Raw genomic sequence first — 19153 nt, 5'->3', positions numbered from 1 at the left:
TCTACGGGCGAGTGTGTCCCTCTCCATAAATGACCCACTTCGTGGAGGTCAATTCCGGCAACCCCATGGGACCACGCGCGTGCAGCTTCTGCGTCGAAATACCGATTTCTGCACCAAAACCGAACTGCTCACCATCGGTGTACGCCGTCGATGCGTTGACGTACACGGCCGCGGCGTCCACAGCAGCTTCAAATTCCTTCGCCGCCGACCAGTCCTGTGTGGCAATGGCCTCCGAGTGCCCCGTCGAATAGGTGCGGATCCAGTCCACGGCGCCCTGTTCGTCGGGAACAATCGCTGCAGCAATGTCCATGGACAAGTACTCCGAGGTCCAGTCCTTTTCCTCTGCTTCCACCACATTGTCGACGCCCAGGTCACGCAGTTCCTGGCGTCCGTGAATGGTCACGCCCGCGTTCTGGAGGGCCTTGAGTACAGCGACCTTGTCCTCATCAGGCAGGCGCCCGTCGAGAAGAACGGTCTCGGTCGCGTTACAGACAGAGCAGCGTCGGGTCTTGCCGTTGATCACCATGGCGATGGCGTCGGCAAGATCGGCGTCTTTGTGCACGTAGAAGTGGCAATTTCCGGTGCCTGTCTCAATTGTTGGCACCGTTGCACCGGTCACGACGGCGTTGATCAGGCCGGCACCACCGCGAGGGATCACGATGTCCACCAGGCCGCGAGCCGTGATCAGATCCTGGACGCTGTCGTGCGTGGTGCAGGGCAACAGCTGCACAGCATCCTCGGGCACGTCCTGCTCCGCGCAGGCCTGCCGGAGCACATCCACCAGCGCGCTATTGGAATGAACGGCGGACTTCGAGCCACGAAGCAGCGCGACATTCCCCGACTTCAGCGCCAGGCCAAAGGCATCAACCGTCACGTTTGGGCGGGCTTCATAAACCATGCCCATCACGCCGAGCGGGACGCGCACCTGCTTGAGCTCCAGACCATTCGGCAAAGTCGAGCCGCGAACAATGTCGCCCACGGGGTCGGGCAGCGCAGCCACCTGGCGCAGACCATCAGCAATCCCTTCGATGCGATCCTCGTCGAGAACCAGGCGGTCGATGAGAGCCTCGGACATCCCCCTCTCACGGCCAGCGACAACATCTTTGTCATTCGCCTCAATAATTGCCGACGCTGACTTCACTAATGCATCAGCTGCGTGGTGGAGCAGCTCATTCTTTTGGACAGTTGTTAAACGAAGCGTTTGGGCAACGTCATGAGCACGCTGAGCCTTATCGAGGACCTCAGCGCGCTCCTGTGCGCGCTCGTCGTCGAGCTTCGGGTTCTGGTCGGTCGTCTTGGTGTCGTTCTGGGGATTCTGGCTAGGTGTTGTCATGAAGCCTTTCCTCATTGTGGTTGTCAATCACGGCGCAGTAATCAACGGTTATCAATCGCCGCCGTGATGTCCTCACGATGCTTTTAACCTACTGCCCCACCTAGGCGCGGGAAGCGAAATTGGACAAATAATCCCGGTGCACCACGGGACGGTGGAGGTATTGGGGCAGCTCCTCCGAGGACCGCCCAATCATGTCCGCCAGTGTTGAGGAATCGTAATTAACCTCGCCGCGGCCAATGACCTGCCCCTTCGGGCCCACAATATCGACGATGTCACCCGCGGTGAAGTCCCCGTCGGCACGACGAATACCAACAGCAAGAAGCGACGAGTGCTTTTCCGTTACGGCTTTCATCGCGCCGGCGTCAAGACGCAACGTGCCGCTGGCGTCGGCGGCATACAGCGCCCAGAATTTCCATGCTGACAAGCGTTCTTCGCGTGGCCAGAACGCGGTTCCGACATCCGCATCATTCAATGCCGGGCCGATGTTAGCCGTGGAGGTTAACAGGACCGGAACGCCAGCGCGCGAGGCCAACCGTGCAGCCGAGAGCTTGGAAGCCATTCCGCCGGTCCCCAGTTTGCCGCCATCACCCGCAGCGACTTCCTTCAAATCGTTACCGCTCTTGACCTCAGGCACAAAGCGCGCACCCGGCGAGGACGGGTTGCGATCGTACAAGCCATCCACATCGGACAGCAACACCAACGCATCCGCAGAGACCAGGTGCGCCACCAGCGCGGCCAGGCGGTCGTTGTCGCCGAAGCGCATCTCCGAGGTCGCCACCGCGTCGTTCTCGTTAACAATGGGAACGACGTGCATGCGGCGAAGGCGATCAATTGTACGCTGCGCGTTGCGAGCGCGGTCACGACGGCCCGCGTCGGACTGCGTTAACAAAACCTGAGCGATGGGCCTGCCGTAGCGGGCGAACGTCCGCCCCCACTCTTGCGCCAACAGCACCTGGCCGACGGCGGCAGCAGCCTGTTTCGTCGCTAAATCGGCGGGTTTCGTCGGCAAGTTCAGCGGTTTCATGCCGCAGGCCACCGCGCCCGATGACACAACAATCACGTCGCTACCACGGGCCATGCGAGCCTCCAGCGCATCGCAAATGCGGTCCATGGCCTCCGGGTACACGGCCCCGTTGTCATCCGTCAACGAGGACGACCCAATCTTGACGACGATTTTCTTGGCGTCGGCAATGCGCTCACGAACGGTGGATTCGTGGCCAGCGGCACGATCATCTATGCCCTGGTCGGGGTCCGGGAATTGGAATTCTTTGGCCGGAACAACCGGGCCTGGCATATGTACGTGCACATCGTCACGCATGGGTACTCCCTCAGGGGCAGGTGCGTCTGGCTGGAAGTTCGAAGGGAGTTCGGCGTCGGGTTGTTGACCCGACACTTCCTGGTCAAACGGTTGTGGATGGTCGGGTGCGACGTCGCTATCGGCGTTCGTGTGATCTGTCGTGTTATTAGTCGTTTGTTCAGGGGTCAGGGTCTGGGTAGAAGAAGGCATCGATCCTGATACATCAGATTGAGAACAGAAAAGTGATGAAGAGATGAGGGCATACGTCCTCTGCCGCTCATCAAGCACGCTATCCAGTATTAGCAAGAAAAGGAGGAACTGTCATATCCCATCCGCCTATTATCGACGGTCTGCAGTGTCTTTTTCCTTGCATTATGGCGGGAGATGTGGAGCGCGTCACAGCGCGCGCGGATCGGCCAATTCCCTTCCTCTACTCTTCGGTGTTTAGCCTTCCCACCGCTCGCGTGACGCTTCTTGTCCCAGGTCGTATTCATCAATAAGTCCACGACGAACCTGCGACGCCCGCTTGCGCTCCTCTGCTGTCGCCCGATGGGTTTGCGACAAGCGCGCATCCGAACCACGACTATCCGGTGTGCGATCGATCCCCGCCGAGGTCGTCGGCTCCCACTCGAACGTGATGTCTCCAATTGTCACATCGCAACCGGGCTGCGCGCCGGCATCAAAGAGAGCATCCTCCACACCGATCCGGGCCAGGCGATCGGCCAAGTACCCCACCGCTTCATCGTTCTCGAAGTCGGTCTGGCGAATCCAGCGGTCGAGTTTCTTACCTTCGACGATGAAGCCGCCGAGTTCATTGTCCGTGCCGTTATCCGTGTGAACGACGAAATCCTCACCGGCGTTTTTCGCTGCGCTCTTGCGGCCCAGTTTTCCTCGACGCTTGTCAACAGGCTCGGGCCGAAGAACCGCCACAGGTTCCTCATCGACCGGGTGCTCAGACCGATACTTCTTCACGATCTCCCACAGACCGAAGCGAAGCTCGTCCAAGCCCTCATGGGCGACCGACGAAATCGTGAAAATGGGCCACCCGAATTGTTCGAGGGACTCCTTTTCCAGTTCCGCCATATCTCGCGCGTCAGGCACGTCCATCTTCGTCAGAACAATGACACGCGGCCGATCACGCAGATCCCCCAGCCCAGTGTCGTGATCCAACGCTGTTTGGTACGCGGCTAATTCTTCTTCCAACGCACGAATGTCGTCGACCGGGTTACGGTCAGCTTCCAGGGCCGCCGGGTCAACCACATGGGCGATCACCGCGCACCGTTCAATGTGGCGCAAGAAATCCAAACCCAGGCCACGCCCCTCAGAAGCCCCAGGGATCAAACCGGGGACATCCGCGATCGTGAAAGCGTCGTTATCCACCCTGACAACGCCAAGATTCGGCGTGAGCGTCGTGAAGGGATAATCCGCAATCTTCGGCTTCGCCGCCGAGAGCACGCTGATCAGTGACGACTTCCCGGCCGAGGGGTAGCCCACCAGTCCGACGTCGGCAATGGACTTCAGTTCAAGAACGACGTCTTTTTCTTCACCGGGCTCGCCGAGGAGAGCAAAACCGGGTGCCCGGCGCGCCTTGGAGACGAGAGCCGCGTTCCCCAGTCCCCCGTAACCGCCTTCTGCGATGGTGAAACGGGTGCCGACACCCATCAAATCCGCAACCACGGTGCCGTCGGGTTCCGTGACGACGGTTCCATCGGGCACGGGGAGGACCAGGTCTTCACCCCGAGCTCCATTGCGGTTGTCGCCAGCCCCATTGCCGCCACGGGTTGCCCTGATATGCGGGTGGAAGTGGAAATCGACGAGTGTGTGAACCTGGTTGCTGACCTCCAAGATGACGTCACCACCGTGTCCGCCATTGCCCCCATCGGGGCCACCCAGAGGGACGAATTTCTCGCGGTGAATGGACGCGCACCCATGGCCGCCATCGCCAGCGCGGACATGCAGCACAACGCGGTCAACAAACTGAGGCATGAATTCTAATCCTTCCGTGAAACGGCTCGGGTGAGCCGGATCAAGCGCTGCCGATCTTACATCTGATGATGCCGACTGATGTCGACATCGTCGAGGGGAACCATATGGGAGCGGGTAGTGAGCTTATGCCCCACCCACAGCGCAATGAACAGCGGTAGGCCGATGTACGAAGACAGAATGGTAGAGAAGCTAGACCAATCGAAGAGCGCTTGGTAGTTCTGTCCGATGATCACTACTGCGCACATCACCAGCGCGACGATCGGCCCTGCGGGGAACCAATGAGCACGATAGGGCAGATCAGCAGGGTCATTCCCTTGAGCGATGTAGGCACGTCGGAAACGGTAATGGCTCCACGCAATAGATATCCACGCTAGGAAGCCGGCTAGACCCGACGCATTGACCAGCCACTCGTACGCTGCACCCTCCCCAATCAACGACGTGAGGAAGCACAGCAAACCCACCGCCGTCGTGGCGAACAGTGCTGGCCGGGGCACGCCACGTTTCGACGTTTTTGCGAAGATGCGGGGTGCCACACCATCCTTCGCCATCGCGTACAGCATTCGTGTCGACGCATACAGACCGGAGTTCCCCGCCGACAAAATCGAGGTCAAGATGACCGCGTTCATGATGGTCGCAGCGGCGAGAACACCAGCGTTTTGGAACACCAAAGTGAAGGGTGACACGGAAATATTGTCGACGTCGGACCGAAGGAGGTTGGGGTTGGTGTACGGGATGAGGAACCCAATGACCGCAATCGCGCCGATGTAGAAAAGCATGATTCGGATGAAGACGCTGCGGATAGCGCGGGGGATATCTTTATCCGGGTTTCGTGATTCACCGGCCGCAACTCCGACGAGCTCCGTGCCTTGGAATGAGAATCCGGCGATCATGAAGACGTTGAGGATGCCTAGGAATCCGGCTTTGAACGGTGCTTCGCCGTGGGTCCAGTTGGAGAACCCTGGGGATTTTCCACCCAAGATTCCGGCAATCATGAGCACGCCTATGCCCAGGAATACAATCACCGCAACAACTTTGATGAGCGCGAACCAAAACTCGCCTTCACCGTATCCCTTGACGGAGGCGATATTCAGGGAAAAGAGGAGCGCGAGGAATATCGCGGACCACAGCCAGCCTGGCGTCGAGGGGAACCAGAATTTCATGACCAGGGCTGCCGCTACTAGCTCTGCGGCTACGGTGATCGCCCAGTTGAACCAGTAATTCCAGCCTGTGGCGAAACCGAAGGACGGAGACACGTAGGTGCGAGAATAGTGTGCGAACGCTCCCGACACTGGTGAACATGTCGCCATTTCCCCCAGCGACTGCATCAGCAGGAACACCATGAGGCCGATGGCACCATAGGCAACGAGGGCGCCACCGGGGCCGGCGTCGGCAATGGTGGCACCCGAGGCAACGAAGAGCCCGGTACCGATGGCGCCGCCGATGGCGATCATGTTCATGTGCCGTGATTCCAACCCGCGATCCAGAGATTCGCTGTGAGGGGGTGTGGTGCTATTCCGGCTGTGGTGGCTCACGAGTTCTCCCTCAACATCATTGGGGTTGGGGTGGGGTGGGAATGCTTGGCATACCTGCCAGGTCATTATTCCACATATAAAAAGAACTCCCCCGGACGATCAGACGCCGGAGGAGCTGCGGAGACGGCGAACTAGGCCTTGGCGGGCTCAGCTTCGACGTTCTCGACGATATTGACGGTGCGACGGTTACGCTTGCGAGCGAACTGAACTGCACCTGCCTTCAGGGCGAAGAGCGTGTCGTCGCCACCACGACCGACGTTTTCGCCGGGGTGGAATGAGGTACCACGCTGGCGAACAAGAATCTCGCCCGCCTTGACCTGCTGGCCACCGAAGCGCTTCACGCCGAGGCGCTTTGACTCTGAATCGCGACCGTTGTTTGAGCTGGCCGCACCTTTCTTGTGTGCCATTGGTTGATTTCCCTCCTTGGAAAAACTCGGGCACGTGGCAGCTGTGAGTGATGAACCCGCAGCGGCCGCGAGACTTACTTGATGCCGGTGATCTTCACAACGGTCAACGGCTGGCGATGCCCGTGGCGACGCTTGTATCCGGTCTTGTTCCTGTAATGCATATTGCGGATCTTCGGGCCCTTGGTGTGCTCGACGATCTCGGCGTTCACTGCCACTGAAGACAGATCATCACCTGAGGTGATTGAGGCACCGTCGACGAGCAAAACCGGGGAGAGAGCCACGGACGAACCCGGCTCACCCTCGATCTTCTCGACCTTGACGAGGTCACCTTCAGCAACCTTGTACTGCTTTCCGCCGGTCTTGACGATCGCGTACATAAGAGGGCTACCCCTTTTTATTTTTCGCTCGGCTCAGGGCTAATCACCCTGACTGGACTATTAACGTGTTCGCGGCATGAGACATGAATGGTTGCCCGGGCGCAATCATGAGCACACACGGGCCTAGACAGTCGGCCTGCGAACAGCGACTGCTCAAGACTACCCGGTCACCGATGGATAACAAAACCGTCTATATCATTGTTACCAGTGTGAAACGAATCGACGTTTGCTCCCGGGCGCCTTGGGCTACCGATCACTTCTTCGTGGAGGCCCTCCGCCGCGCACGACGTCGACCATTCTTGCGCGCGGACGATCCACTGCGAGAGTCGTTGTCCCGCTTGTCGGAGCGCTCTGACCGGTTGTCGGCCGATGACTTATCCGACTGCTTCTGGTCTGGAGCGTTCGACGAACCACGTCCCGTTTTATCGGTTTTACCGTCTGGATAGTTTTCCTTTTCCGGCGGTACATCGGACCGGGAGTTTCCACGAGTAGCTCGCCGACGCCGTGGCGACCGGTCGAACTGCCGTTGTGCCTCCTCATACGTTTCCTTGTGCTGAGACGAGGTATCTGCTGAGAAGGATTTCTTCCCTCGGGACCGGGACGATGATTCTCCTGAATCCTTCGAGCGGGATTTGGTTCGGGACGCATCCTTAGTCTGGTGCTCGTCCTTGGCGCGAGAAGCGTCCTCATTGCGGGACTTCGATTGCGACGACGATGCCACCTTCTTCGCCTGCGATGCGCTCCGGCGGGTCGCGTGACGACGACCACGCTGCTTCTTACCGCGTGTGGTCTTGTCGCCGCTCCCCTTGTCCGCGTCGCCGTCAGCATGGTGGGCGGTTTCCTCGTCACGCTTCGTCGCGTTCTTCGAATCGTTTGCCTCCGCACCATCGGACTCTGCGTGGTCCGCTTTTACCTGGTCCTCACGCTGGGCACGGGATGAGCGCGTTGCTTTACGACGCCGCCGACGACGGGGACGCCCGTCCTTGTCACCAGATGAGTCGTCGTCGCCACCACTCCGAGAGTCTTGCGCAGCTGGGAGATAATCAGCGCCACTGGGCTCATCGGGATCTTCGTCGTCGGCAAGAATTACTGCAGCTGCAGCGATTTCCTCGATGGAGCGACGACGCGTGGCCGCCTCGTCAGAGTCGCCCTGTTTTTCAGAATGACCCTGCTTCCCAGAGTCGCCTTTTCCAGCATGGTCCTTCTTAGAACGGCCACCTCCAGAACGATCGCCCTTAGAGCGGTCATTCTTGGAATCGCCCGACGTGGAATCACTTGACGCATCGTCCGCGTGATCGTCGGTGTCGTCGTCAAACGAGTACTCGGGCAGGTCATTGTCGACATTGTCCTGAAGCGCCGCGCTATCGTCATCGGATTCATCATCATCCGTGCTGCTCAAGAGGATGGGATCGTCGTGGACGATGACCCCTCGGCCGTGACACTCGCTACATGGCGTCGAGAAGGTCTCGACCAAGCCTTTACCCAGCCGCTTACGGGTGATCTGGACAAGGCCCAAGGACGTCACTTCACCCAGCTGGTGGCGGGTTCGGTCCTTGGCCAGGGCTTCACTGAGGCGACGGAGCACCAGTTCCTGGTTCTCTTCCAGCACCATGTCGATGAAGTCGACGACGATCATGCCGCCAATATCACGCAGCCGCATTTGACGGACGATCTCGTCGGCCGCTTCGAGGTTGTTGCGGGTCACGGTTTCCTCGAGGCTGCCGCTCGAGCCGGTAAAACGGCCGGTGTTGACGTCAATGACCGTCATAGCCTCGGTCTTCTCGATGACAAGCGTGCCTCCGGACGGCAGGAACACCACACGGTCCAGCGCTTGTTTCAGTTGCTTATCAATGCCCCAGTGGCCGAACGCGTCCTGCCCCTCATAGTCCTGACGCTCATACTTCGACAGCTTCTCTTCCAAGTCCGGTGCAATGCGGTGGATGTACGACGACACCATCGACCACGAACGGTCACCGTCGACAATAAGCTCATCGAAGTCCTCATTGAAGAGGTCACGCACAACCTTAACCAGCAGGTTCGGCTCTTCATGCAGTGTTTGCGGGCCATCAAAGTGCGGCTTCGAGCCCTTCTTGCCGCCCTTTGAATTCTTCTTCCCGGAACCTTTCCCAGAGGACGCCTGCGACCCCGGCAGAGTACGGAGCTCGTCAGCCTTGTCAAGGATCGAGTCCCACACATTCTGCTGCCGACGAACATCACGAGCGATGTCCTCGGTATCGACGCCCTCGGCGGCTGTGCGGATAATCGCACCGCCCTCATCAGGCAAAATGCCGGAAACCGCTTTCTTCAAGCGCTTCCGCTCGGGCTCCGGGAGCTTACGCGACACCCCGTGCGCACGCCCTTCGGACACGTACACCAGGTACCGGCCTGCCAGCGATATGTGGCTAGTGAGCCGCGGCCCCTTGTGTCCGACGGAGTCCTTCGTGACCTGAACCAGAATCGGGTCGCCCGGCTTGAGTGCTTTTTCGATCTTCCGCTGACGGCCGGTGTGTCGAGTGTGCCGCCAATCAATATCGCCGGAGTAGATCACACCGTTGCGGTCAGTTCCGATATCGACGAACGCGGCTTCCATGCTGGCCAGGACGTTTTGGACCCGTCCTAAGTAAATATTGCCGACGAGGGTCCGCGTGCGTTCCGACGTCACGAAGTGTTCGACTAGCTGATCGTCTTCCATGATGGCGACTTGCGTGACTTTTCCGGAGCCGTCGGATCGCACTGAATCGCGAACGATCATCCGGCGGTGAACGGCATCCCGGCGCGCCTGGAACTCAGCCGTGCTGATGGTCTGGTGTTTGTCGCGCTTGTTTTCTTCGCGACGCTTCCGCGCGGCCGCAGCACGTGTAGAGCCCTTGATCTTGGCGGGCTCATCGGACTTCGGCGACTCCTGTTTCCCCTCGCCGGAGCCATCACCGTTGCCCGAGGAGTTGTTGCCCGAGGAACGCCCCTTCTTGTTCTTGTCCTTGCGTTTGATGCCGTCGTGCTTGTTGTCTTTCTTATCCCCCGACTTGCCCTTCTCGCTGTTCTTTTTCGACCGCTTCGACGACGACCCACGCTCATCTTCCGAGATGTCGTCCTCGTTGTGGTCTTTGGAGTTTCGAGATTTCGGCGACTCGTCGACGTTTTTCTTGCCCCGGCCACGGCGACCCCGGCGCCGTCGATATGACGACGGTGAGTCGTCATTATCCTCATTGTCGACGTTGGATGTCTCCTCTGACTCTCCCGCCGAATCCTCATCAGACGTGGAGGAATCGCCCGAATTGCCGCGGGATTCCGAGGACTCCGTGGCGACCGGTGTGGGCGCCATGAAAATCGGAGTCGGAATGGAAATATGATTCGCTTCTTGGTTCTCAGCCGACTCCGAGTTCTCAGTTTCTGGCTTTTCGGCGTTTTGCTCGTCGGTATCTGACTCATCAGCCTCGGCTTTGTCGGCGTCGGCCCTTTCCGCCTCATCCTCTTCTACTGTGGGCTTATCGACGTCGGCGTTCTCAGTGTCAGAACCGTCTGCCTCAGACTCATCTTCATCAAGCGTCTCAGTATCCGACTTGCCGACGTCGGCGCGCTCAGTTTTATCTTTCTCGGATTTATCTTCCTCAGACGTCCTCGCCTTAGCCTTATCCGCCTGCCCCTTATCGGTATCAGCGTTCTGAGAGTCGGCATCACGCGCAGGGTCAGAGCCGCCTTTGTCTGCAGCTTGGACGCGGTCGCGGAATTCGGCCACTTGTTCACGCGTGACGGTCGATTGCGCACTGCGGACGGTGATTCCGACGGCACCAAGAAGGGCAATGACTTCTTTGCTCGTGTGCCCGATGAGTTTCGCTAACTGGTGAACACGCGTTTTCGCGGCGAGGTCACTCTCGTCGAGGGAAGAGATGACTGCTTTTGTTCCAGCAGATAGGGCACTTAATTCGGTGACCATTTCCGCGTGGGCCGCTTGCGAGGCCCGAGTGTTTCTCGACTTCGATTGTGATGATGTGTTTGTCGTTCGTTTTGCCGAACGACGACGGGGTGTACGGCTTGTGTCAGCCACAATTCTCCTTTAGCAGCACCGCAGTGGTCGCGCCCCAGATAGTTGGCACGGGCCGGTGGTCCAGTCCGTCATGCGCACGATGGCTTACTCATTCCGAGCGACGTCTGCTCGGCACCATCGAACACTGACTAGCACAGTGCGTGTATAAATCCGGCTGGACAGCGTGTGCAGTGCGGTTCTTTTGTCATGGTAAAGCTTGCTGGCGGAACAGAAACGGGGGCGCAGCTTGCAGCTATCTTCTAAAAGCTCGCGGTTATAAACACCGGGGTGAATGAAGCGATCCCGGACGGCCCCTCGCTGTTAAACGACATACATGGGGCACACACAATGTGCGGTCATGCGCTGCAGCGCAGCTTCGCCCGTCTGCATTCCGAATATTATTTTGTCATAGGTGGACCAGAGGACGGCGGATCAGCAGCCCTCACCCACCACAATTCCCAGTGAACAGGCCATATGCCTGGGCTAACGGAGTGTCATTATCGTTCCCGCACCATCAACATGTAGTCGTTCGCCATGTGGTCATGGTACGGGCGATAAGAATTTAAAGGTTCGGGAACCAGATGCCGATTTCGCGTTCTGCCGATGCCGGCGAGTCCGAACCATGAACGACATTGGCATCAACATCGAGAGCGAAATCTCCGCGGATGCTCCCCGGTGTCGCTTTCTTTACAGGGTCGGTACCCCCGGCGAGCTGCCGCCAAGCCTCGATAGCGTGTGGGCCTTCGACAACTCCAGCAACAAGCGGCCCCGATGTGATGAACTCGATAAGGTCTTTGAAGAACGGCTTGTCTTTGTGCTCTTCGTAGTGCTTTTCCGCGGTTTCCTGGTCCGCCACGCGCAGATCCAGGGCGGAGAATGTGAGCCCCTTGCGCTCGATACGGGCGAGAATCTCTCCTACGAGGCCTCGTTTGACTGCGTCGGGCTTAATCAGAATGAGGGTACGTTCAGACATACCATCATTGTAAGTCATGAATCGCCTACGCTTGAAAGGCTCAGCAAAGCGTTTTTCCTAGATAGGACTCCCCGCCCACGGAATAGCCGGACAGCATCGAGATACTCAAACAGCTTCCAGATCCTCGCGTCACAACACCGACTGGAGGAAAGCTTGGAGACGATCTGACTTCGGGTTATTGATCACGTCCTGCGGAGCGCCTTGCTCCACGATCTGCCCTTCATCCATGAACACGACGTTATCGGCCATTTCGCGAGCGAACCCCATTTCGTGAGTCACCACGATCATGGTCATTCCACTCTCAGCAAGCTCTTGCAAAACAGTGAGAACTTCAGAGACCAACTCAGGGTCCAGTGCCGACGTCGGTTCATCGAACAACATAATCTCTGGGTCCATCGCCAACGCACGCGCGATAGCAACACGCTGTTGCTGCCCACCCGACAACTCACCCGGATAGTGTGTCGCGCGATCCCCTAGTCCAACTCGTTCTAGGAGCTCAATTGCCCGTTTCTTAGCCTTCTCTTTGGGCACACCTTTAACCTGGCGCGGTGCTTCCATAACATTTTCCAAGGCAGTCATGTGAGGAAAAAGGTTGAATCGCTGGAACACCATCCCAATACGGGAGCGTTGCCGGGAGATATCTCCCGCTTTCAGACGCTGAAGACGCCCGTCGGAAAGTGGTTCTTGTTCATACCCCTGCAGCTCTCCATCGATCCAAATGGAACCTGCCTGAATTTGCTCGAGTTGGTTAACACATCGCAGCAGAGTCGATTTGCCGGACCCTGAAGGGCCAATAAGCACGGTCACATCGCCACGATTCACCGACAATGACACGTCTTTGAGGATGACCAGCTCACCAAAGGCTTTCCACAAACCGTCAATGACGACTAGTGGCTCACCTGAACTGGGCGTGGCCGCCGGCGCCGACGTCGTATTCGTCGATATATCCTGATCCGGGTTTACGGGCTTACTCACTGTTCAACCTCCGGGATTTTGCTCAGTTTCGACGGATCAGATGCCACTTTTTGGATTCGTTTGGAGCTACGGTTCTTATCGAAACCGCGGCCGAAGTATCGCTCGAGGAAGTACTGCCCAACCATGAGCACGCTGGTCACCACGAGGTACCACAGCGCCGCAACAATCAGCAGCGGGATCGGTGCATAGAGACGGTTGGCAATAGCATTTGTTGCGTACTGCAAATCCAGGGTAAATGGAACGGCCAGAACCAAGGAAGTCGTCTTCAGCATGCCAATGGTTTCATTCCCTAACGGAGGGATAATGACGCGCATCGCCTGCGGGATAATAATTCGACGAAGGACGGTGCTGTGCTTCATTCCCAGGGCTCGGGCGGCCTCATGCTGGCCTTCATCCACGCTCTCCAAACCGGATCGGACGATTTCGGCAAGGTAGGCACCTTCGTTAAAACCAAGCCCGAGTGTTGCAGCCCAGAACGCGGTAATGATGTCGGATGTATCAAGTGTGAAGAACTCTGGGCCGAAAGGAACCCCCATGGACAACTTCGGATACAGAACAGCCAGCAGCCCCCAGAAAACTAACTGGGTGTAGACCGGGATTCCACGGAAAACGAAAATATACGCCCAGGCAACGGAGCGAAGAACAGGGTTCTCACTCTGCCGCATAATGGCCGCGGTCACAGCCAGCACAACACCGATCGCCATGGACAGAACGGTCAGCAACAAGGTCCAACCGACACCTTTAACGACGTTCACGTCGCGGATGTAGTCATTGACCACGTCCCACTGATAATTGGTGTTTGTGATCAGGCCGTGGATGAACATCGCGACCAAGACTGCAACGATGACAGCTGCAATCCATGTACCCGGATGGAAAACCCCACGTTCCCGAATGCGACCGGGAATAGGATCGGTGTGATGTGAAGCCATGTTGGTGTCTCTCGTTACGTGATCAGTGCGGGAATGAGGTACCCGCCAGGCTGAAGCAGCTAGCAACGGCCTAGCGAAGACCTATTGGAGGGTCAGCCCACAGGTCGCAATATTATTGATGTTTGAACATATTATTACATCAACATCCCGAAGACGAGGTCGGGCTCTAGTACGACGGATCGATTAGCTTCCCGACGGCGGCCACGGCGATATCCCCGGCTCCCCCGATTTCCCGATTACACCGAATCCCCAACAAACGATCCCCTCTGGTCCCCCTGGTCCCGGTACTCTACGCGGACTCATGTGTGCTGGGTAGTTAACAGACCGCGTTTCATCCGCTCGATCAAGTTTTTGCGCAGGTAAACGATATACGCCCAGACGAGTGCGAAAACGATACCCATCACGCCCATTGCAGGATGAACAATAAACCCGATAATGGCGACAACCTGCAAAAACAAGTCGATGCAAAGGGCCCACGACTTCCCTTGCAGGAACGACATCACCAATAAGGCGACGCAAAATACAATCACCGACACAATGTTGAAAGGCGTGTTATATGCCCCCTCGTCAACTCGGGCTACCACGGGGAGAACCAGTAAGAAGGTGATGAACTCCATGATCAAGGTTCCGGCCATCACTCCCCGCAATCCTTTCAACGGGTCCTTCACCGGATCATGTCCGGGTCCCAGGGGGCCATACTCGATCGCCTCGTCGCCCTTCGCTCCGGGAAACTGACTGCCGGACCGCTGCCTGCCCTGCCGCTGTGCGCCATCGCGACCCGAATCTGTTTCTCTTCGATCCACCACTACTCCGGTTCCTTTCCTAGCAGCGCACGCGCACGACCTGCTGAATAAACACTTCCCGTTATGACGACCCCTGTTCCAGCCAAGCCGTAGCCTTCTTCCTCGCCTTCCTCTTCGGCGAGGGCGACAGCGTCTTCGATGGCGTCGGCCATCGAGGCTGAAACGTGGACACGTTCGTCGCCAACAAGGGTGCGGGCTAGCTCAGCTAACTCGTCAACGGGCATAGCTCGTGGCGAATCGACCTCGGTGACAACGATTTCATCAAATGTGTCGCGCAGCGTTTCCAACACTCCGACGACATCTTTGTCTTGGAAGATGCTGACGATGCCGATGAGGCGTCGGAAAGAAAAGTCGTCATGAAGAGTTTCTGCTAAGGCCCAGGCGCCTTGGGGGTTATGGGTGGCATCAACAAAGACGGATGGCGAGGTTCGGATGCGCTCTAAACGAGCTGGTGAGCTGACGTTACCAAAACCCTCACGGACAGTGTTGACGTCCAATTGCCGCCCGCCTCCCGCGCCAAAGAAAGCCTCGACGGCGGCAAGTGCTGTTGCAGCGTTCCTGGCCTGGTAGGCACCAGACAACGGTAGGAAGACGTTTTCGTACGTTCCACCTAAGCCGCGGATGGTTAAGGTCTGCCCGCCAACAGCCACGGATCGCTCAACGATGCCATATTCGCTACCAGCGCGGGCCACCGATGCATCAACGGACACTGCTTGTTCCAGGATCACATTCATCGCGGCAGGGTCCTGCTCAGCGATAATTGCGACATTATCCGGCGGAGTCAGAAGGTCATCCTTATCCCACCGAGACTTGATGATTCCCGCTTTTTCACCGGCGATTTCTTCGATAGTATCGCCCAGGTATTCAGAGTGGTCCATTCCCACCGGGGTTATCACGGTCACGTCCCCGTGCACTACATTGGTTGCATCCCAACGGCCGCCCATGCCAACTTCGACAACAGCAACGTCGACGGGGGCGTCGGCGAATGCTGCGAATGCCATCGTGGTGAGCACCTCAAAGGTGCTCATACGCGGTCCCCCCTCGTCCTCAGATCGACGGTCAACCATCTCGACGAAGGGCTTAACGGATTTCCAGGTCTGTACAAAGTCGGCAGGGTGGATGGGTTCCCCATCAATGGCAATTCGTTCCGTCACCGACTGCAAATGGGGGCTGGTGGTACGGCCGGTGCGCCGATGAAACGCACGAAGGAGGGATTCAATCATCCGGGTAACGGAGGTTTTCCCATTCGTTCCCGCAACATGGATAGATGGGTATGCGTGCTGAGGGTCCCCCAAAAGATCAAGTACCTGATGCATGCGATCTAGGGTGGGATCAATCTTCGTCTCTGGCCAGCGCGAATTAAGCTGATTTTCAACGTCCGCCAGTGCCTCGAGATCGTCCGGTGTGATGGTGCGATGCACAACTTCCGGCTTTGTCTCGTCGCTCAAGGGCAACGTGAGCCCGGCATCATCGACTTCGAGATCGTCGGAGATCGCAGCGTTGATGTCCTCCGGACTCAATGATGCCGGATCGACTGAACTGCCCTCGATCTTGTCGTGATGGGAGTTAGGGATGCCCCCATCATTATCAAGGCCATCCTCGTCACGGCCTGCCACCATTCATACCTTCTTTCTCGTAATCTCGCTTCGTTCTATGCCGTTCGACGTACGCCGTCAATCGTACGTTCGCCCGCACTGACCGCGGATTATCCCCATGAACTTATCCGAGGCCCGCCAACCGCGCTGAAATCCTGGCGATCTCTTCCTCGGCAATAGCTCGACGCTCACGGATCTTGTTCACCACAGCGTCCGGCGCCTTCATAAGAAAGTTCTCATTGGCCAGCTTCTTACCGGTGGTTTCCAGTTCTTTGTTCGCCGCTTTGAGGTCTTTCTCCATTCGCTTCCGCTCAGCGTCCTTATCGACGGTGCCGGAGGTGTCCAGTTCGACCGTAATCGTGGTTTGCGATAAGCGCAGTTCAATGGACGCCGTTGCAGAGAATCCCTCTGAGGGTTCGTCGATACGGGCCAAATTCCGGATAGCAGGTTCTTGTTCCTGAAGATCCGCAGCAGAACAATCCACCCGTGCCGGTACCCGCTGTGACGGTTTCACGCCCTGGTCGGAGCGAAAACGGCGGATTTCCGTCACTAATTTAATGAGGTCTTCCACACGACGTTGAGCAACTGGGTCCGCGTCGGCACCATTTGTTGTCATCGACGCATCGGGCCAGGAAGAAACAACCAAAGATTCTTTCTGTCCTTCTACCCCAGTAGTGAGCGCGGTCCACAGCGTTTCTGTCACATAGGGCATCGTCGGGTGGAGTAAACGAAGAATGGTGTCCAGCACTCGGCCGATAACGCACTGGGTAGCCTGACCGGTTGCATCATTGTTCTCGGGGTCACGGGGGATCTGTGTCTTCGCAATTTCCAGGTACCAGTCGCAGAAATCGTCCCACGTGAAGTGATAGAGTGTCTCGTTCGCTTTCGCGAATTCGTACTTGTTCAGGGACTTATCGACGTACTGTCGGGTGGCCTCTAGCCGGTCTAGAATCCACCGGTCAGCGTCCGTGAGCGAGGAGCGGTCTGGCAACGGGCCAACCTGCGCGCCGTTCATCAGCGCGAACCGCGTTGCGTTGAAGAGCTTCGTCGCAAAGTTGCGCGAGGACTGCGCGGCGTCGCTGCCGAGTGGCAAGTCTGTTCCCGGGTTTGCACCGCGAGCCAGCGTGAATCGCAAAGCGTCGGCGCCATAATCGCGCACCCAATCCATGGGGTCGATGCCATTGCCCAGTGACTTCGACATCTTCCGGCCCTGTTCATCGCGGACAAGACCGTGCAAGAAAATGTCCGTGAACGGTACCTGGGGACGGCCGTCCTTCGCTGTCGCGCCCTGGCCATCGTGAAGGGTTGAGTCCTCAAGGGTATCGGCGTAGGTGGCGAACATCATCATTCGGGCCACCCAGAAAAACAGGATGTCATAGCCTGTGACCAAAACGGACGTTGGGTAGAACTTGTCTAGATCCTTGGTGTGCTCCGGCCAGCCCATCGTCGAGAATGGCCACAGACCCGAGGAAAACCAGGTATCCAACACATCGGGGTCCTGATGCCAGCCCTCACCTGTTGGCGGTTCATCGTCGGGGCCGCAACAGACGACCTCACCGTCGGGGCCATACCAAATCGGAATCCGGTGGCCCCACCACAGCTGCCGAGAAATGCACCAATCGTGCATGTTGTCGACCCAATCGAACCAGCGGGGTGTCTGGCTTTCCGGGTGGATGACGGTATCACCGCTGCTCACCGCTTCAGATGCCATCTTGGCAAGGCCATCGACCTTCACCCACCACTGCTCGGACAAGCGGGGCTCAATGGCCTCCTTGGTGCGCTCGGAGTGGCCCACCGAGTGGACGTAGGGGCGGATCTCCTTCACAATCCGACCCTGTTCGCGCAGAGCCTCCGTGATCGCCTTCCGCGCCTCATACCGATCCATGCCATCGAATTGGGTTCCGGTATCCGCAATATGCGCCGTCTTATCCAACACAACGGGCATATCCAGGTTATGGCGCTGCCCCATCGCGAAGTCGTTGGGGTCATGAGCCGGCGTGATCTTCACAGCACCAGTGCCGAATTCCGGATCGACATAATCGTCGGCAATGACCTTCATCATGCGGCCTTCGATAAAGGGGTGCGGCAGCTCTTTACCGACGAGATCTTTGTATCGGTCATCGTCAGGGTGGACGGCCACGGCGACGTCGCCCAGCATCGTCTCAACACGCGTCGTCGCGACAATGACGTGTGGCTCGTCGTCGTTGAGCGAACCGTAGCGGATGGAAACAAGCTCGCCCTCGTCGTCGGAGTAGACGACCTCGATATCCGAGATCGCGGTCTCTAACTTCGGCGACCAATTCACCATTCGGTTAGCACGGTAAATTAATCCTTGATTATAAAGCTTCTTGAACATGGTCTGGACCGCACGCGAAAGCCCCTCGTCGAGAGTAAACCTCTCACGCGACCAGTCCAGAGAATCCCCCAAGGCGCGCATCTGGTTACCAATTTTTTCGGCATAGTCTTTCTTCCACGACCACACCTTGTCGACGAATTCCTCGCGGTCGTAATCGAAGCGATCCTTCCCCTCTGTCTCCTTGAGAAGCGCTTCAACCTTGGTTTGGGTGGCGATACCCGCGTGGTCCATCCCCGGGAGCCACAGGACCTCATAGCCTTGCATCCGCTTCTGGCGAGCAAGGGCATCCATAATCGTGTGGTCGAGTGCGTGTCCCATGTGCAACTGCCCGGTCACATTCGGCGGCGGCAAAACAATGGAATACGACGGCTTCGATGAGGACGCATCCGCCGTGAAGTAGCCCTTGTTTACCCAGCTCTCATAGAGTTTCTTCTCAACATCCGCAGGATTCCACTGCTTAGGTAAGAGGTCTGCGCGGTTCGTCGTAGAGGATTTCGATGATGACGAGGAGCCTTGCGGCGTGTGAAGGGCTGAATTCATGAGGTTCATTCTAAAACGGACCGAGG

At 57.8% G+C, this 19153-nt stretch carries 14 protein-coding genes; 1 reads left to right on the top strand and 13 read right to left on the bottom strand.

The annotated features are described in order from the left end of the window. Window position 1 precedes the first annotated feature (1 nt). From ACWORE_RS01380 to ACWORE_RS01365, 4 genes are all read right to left on the bottom strand, one after another. Window positions 2–1333 carry a glutamate-5-semialdehyde dehydrogenase gene (locus tag ACWORE_RS01380; RefSeq protein WP_406604829.1) on the bottom strand — a complete coding sequence of 444 codons (1332 nt, stop codon included), beginning with the start codon at window positions 1331–1333 and terminating at the stop codon, window positions 2–4. Between the two features lie 100 nt (window positions 1334–1433). Then, the gene (proB, locus tag ACWORE_RS01375; RefSeq protein ID WP_406604830.1) at window positions 1434–2840 is read right to left on the bottom strand and encodes a glutamate 5-kinase; all 1407 of its coding nucleotides are present in this window, start codon (window positions 2838–2840) and stop codon (window positions 1434–1436) included. A gap of 234 nt (window positions 2841–3074) precedes the next feature. Continuing rightward, window positions 3075–4616, bottom strand: a complete 1542-nt coding sequence (gene obgE, locus ACWORE_RS01370; protein WP_448234211.1) for a GTPase ObgE — start codon at window positions 4614–4616, stop codon at window positions 3075–3077. Between the two features lie 56 nt (window positions 4617–4672). Then, window positions 4673–6067 carry an amino acid permease gene (locus ACWORE_RS01365; protein WP_455302576.1) on the bottom strand — a complete coding sequence of 465 codons (1395 nt, stop codon included), beginning with the start codon at window positions 6065–6067 and terminating at the stop codon, window positions 4673–4675. Window positions 6068–6136: 69 nt separating this feature from the next. Here ACWORE_RS01365 and ACWORE_RS01360 point away from each other — a divergent pair, with 69 nt between their 5' ends. Beyond that, on the top strand, window positions 6137–6283 hold the full coding sequence (locus tag ACWORE_RS01360; protein ID WP_455302190.1) for a hypothetical protein: 147 nt from the start codon (window positions 6137–6139) through the stop codon (window positions 6281–6283). Here ACWORE_RS01360 and rpmA read toward each other — a convergent pair. From rpmA to ACWORE_RS01315, 9 genes are all read right to left on the bottom strand, one after another. Beyond that, window positions 6280–6555, bottom strand: a complete 276-nt coding sequence (rpmA, locus tag ACWORE_RS01355; protein ID WP_012731987.1) for a 50S ribosomal protein L27 — start codon at window positions 6553–6555, stop codon at window positions 6280–6282. The two genes, ACWORE_RS01360 and rpmA, sit on opposite strands and share 4 nt — an antisense overlap. Before the next feature lie 74 nt (window positions 6556–6629). After that, complete coding sequence (gene rplU, locus ACWORE_RS01350; RefSeq protein WP_012731988.1) at window positions 6630–6932, bottom strand: 50S ribosomal protein L21; 303 nt, start codon at window positions 6930–6932, stop codon at window positions 6630–6632. Between the two features lie 253 nt (window positions 6933–7185). Further along, window positions 7186–10977 (bottom strand): translation initiation factor IF-2 N-terminal domain-containing protein, encoded by a 3792-nt coding sequence (locus ACWORE_RS01345; RefSeq protein WP_455302187.1) that lies wholly within the window; start codon window positions 10975–10977, stop codon window positions 7186–7188. A gap of 541 nt (window positions 10978–11518) precedes the next feature. Continuing rightward, window positions 11519–11929, bottom strand: a complete 411-nt coding sequence (gene ndk, locus ACWORE_RS01340) for a nucleoside-diphosphate kinase (protein ID WP_296136145.1) — start codon at window positions 11927–11929, stop codon at window positions 11519–11521. Window positions 11930–12058: 129 nt separating this feature from the next. Continuing rightward, window positions 12059–12904 carry an amino acid ABC transporter ATP-binding protein gene (locus tag ACWORE_RS01335; protein ID WP_455302185.1) on the bottom strand — a complete coding sequence of 282 codons (846 nt, stop codon included), beginning with the start codon at window positions 12902–12904 and terminating at the stop codon, window positions 12059–12061. Beyond that, window positions 12901–13833 carry an amino acid ABC transporter permease gene (locus ACWORE_RS01330; RefSeq protein ID WP_455302183.1) on the bottom strand — a complete coding sequence of 311 codons (933 nt, stop codon included), beginning with the start codon at window positions 13831–13833 and terminating at the stop codon, window positions 12901–12903. The genes ACWORE_RS01335 and ACWORE_RS01330 overlap by 4 nt, the downstream gene beginning before the upstream one ends. A 299-nt stretch (window positions 13834–14132) precedes the next feature. Beyond that, the gene (locus ACWORE_RS01325; protein WP_406606105.1) at window positions 14133–14537 is read right to left on the bottom strand and encodes a DUF4233 domain-containing protein; all 405 of its coding nucleotides are present in this window, start codon (window positions 14535–14537) and stop codon (window positions 14133–14135) included. 101 nt (window positions 14538–14638) lie between these two features. Next, entirely contained in the window at window positions 14639–16156 is a 1518-nt protein-coding gene (gene folC / locus ACWORE_RS01320; protein WP_455302574.1) for a bifunctional tetrahydrofolate synthase/dihydrofolate synthase, read from the bottom strand. 199 nt (window positions 16157–16355) lie between these two features. Further along, on the bottom strand, window positions 16356–19127 hold the full coding sequence (locus tag ACWORE_RS01315) for a valine--tRNA ligase (RefSeq protein ID WP_455302182.1): 2772 nt from the start codon (window positions 19125–19127) through the stop codon (window positions 16356–16358). Window positions 19128–19153 lie beyond the last annotated feature (26 nt).

The sequence above is a fragment of the Corynebacterium sp. c7Ub_26 genome (assembly GCF_053760365.1).
The sequence above is the reverse complement of the archived record's forward strand: the minus strand, read 5'-3'. Positions and strand labels throughout refer to the sequence as shown.

What these genes read in the sequence shown, in the direction of transcription:
- ACWORE_RS01380 (WP_406604829.1), bottom strand. Translation starts at nt 1,333, where the DNA reads ATGACAACACCTAGCCAGAATCCCCAGAACGACACCAAGACGACCGAC.
- proB (WP_406604830.1), bottom strand. Translation starts at nt 2,840, where the DNA reads ATGCCTTCTTCTACCCAGACCCTGACCCCTGAACAAACGACTAATAAC.
- obgE (WP_448234211.1), bottom strand. Translation starts at nt 4,616, where the DNA reads ATGCCTCAGTTTGTTGACCGCGTTGTGCTGCATGTCCGCGCTGGCGAT.
- ACWORE_RS01365 (WP_455302576.1), bottom strand. Translation starts at nt 6,067, where the DNA reads ATGATCGCCATCGGCGGCGCCATCGGTACCGGGCTCTTCGTTGCCTCG.
- rpmA (WP_012731987.1), bottom strand. Translation starts at nt 6,555, where the DNA reads ATGGCACACAAGAAAGGTGCGGCCAGCTCAAACAACGGTCGCGATTCA.
- rplU (WP_012731988.1), bottom strand. Translation starts at nt 6,932, where the DNA reads ATGTACGCGATCGTCAAGACCGGCGGAAAGCAGTACAAGGTTGCTGAA.
- ndk (WP_296136145.1), bottom strand. Translation starts at nt 11,929, where the DNA reads ATGTCTGAACGTACCCTCATTCTGATTAAGCCCGACGCAGTCAAACGA.
- ACWORE_RS01330 (WP_455302183.1), bottom strand. Translation starts at nt 13,833, where the DNA reads ATGGCTTCACATCACACCGATCCTATTCCCGGTCGCATTCGGGAACGT.
- ACWORE_RS01315 (WP_455302182.1), bottom strand. Translation starts at nt 19,127, where the DNA reads ATGAATTCAGCCCTTCACACGCCGCAAGGCTCCTCGTCATCATCGAAA.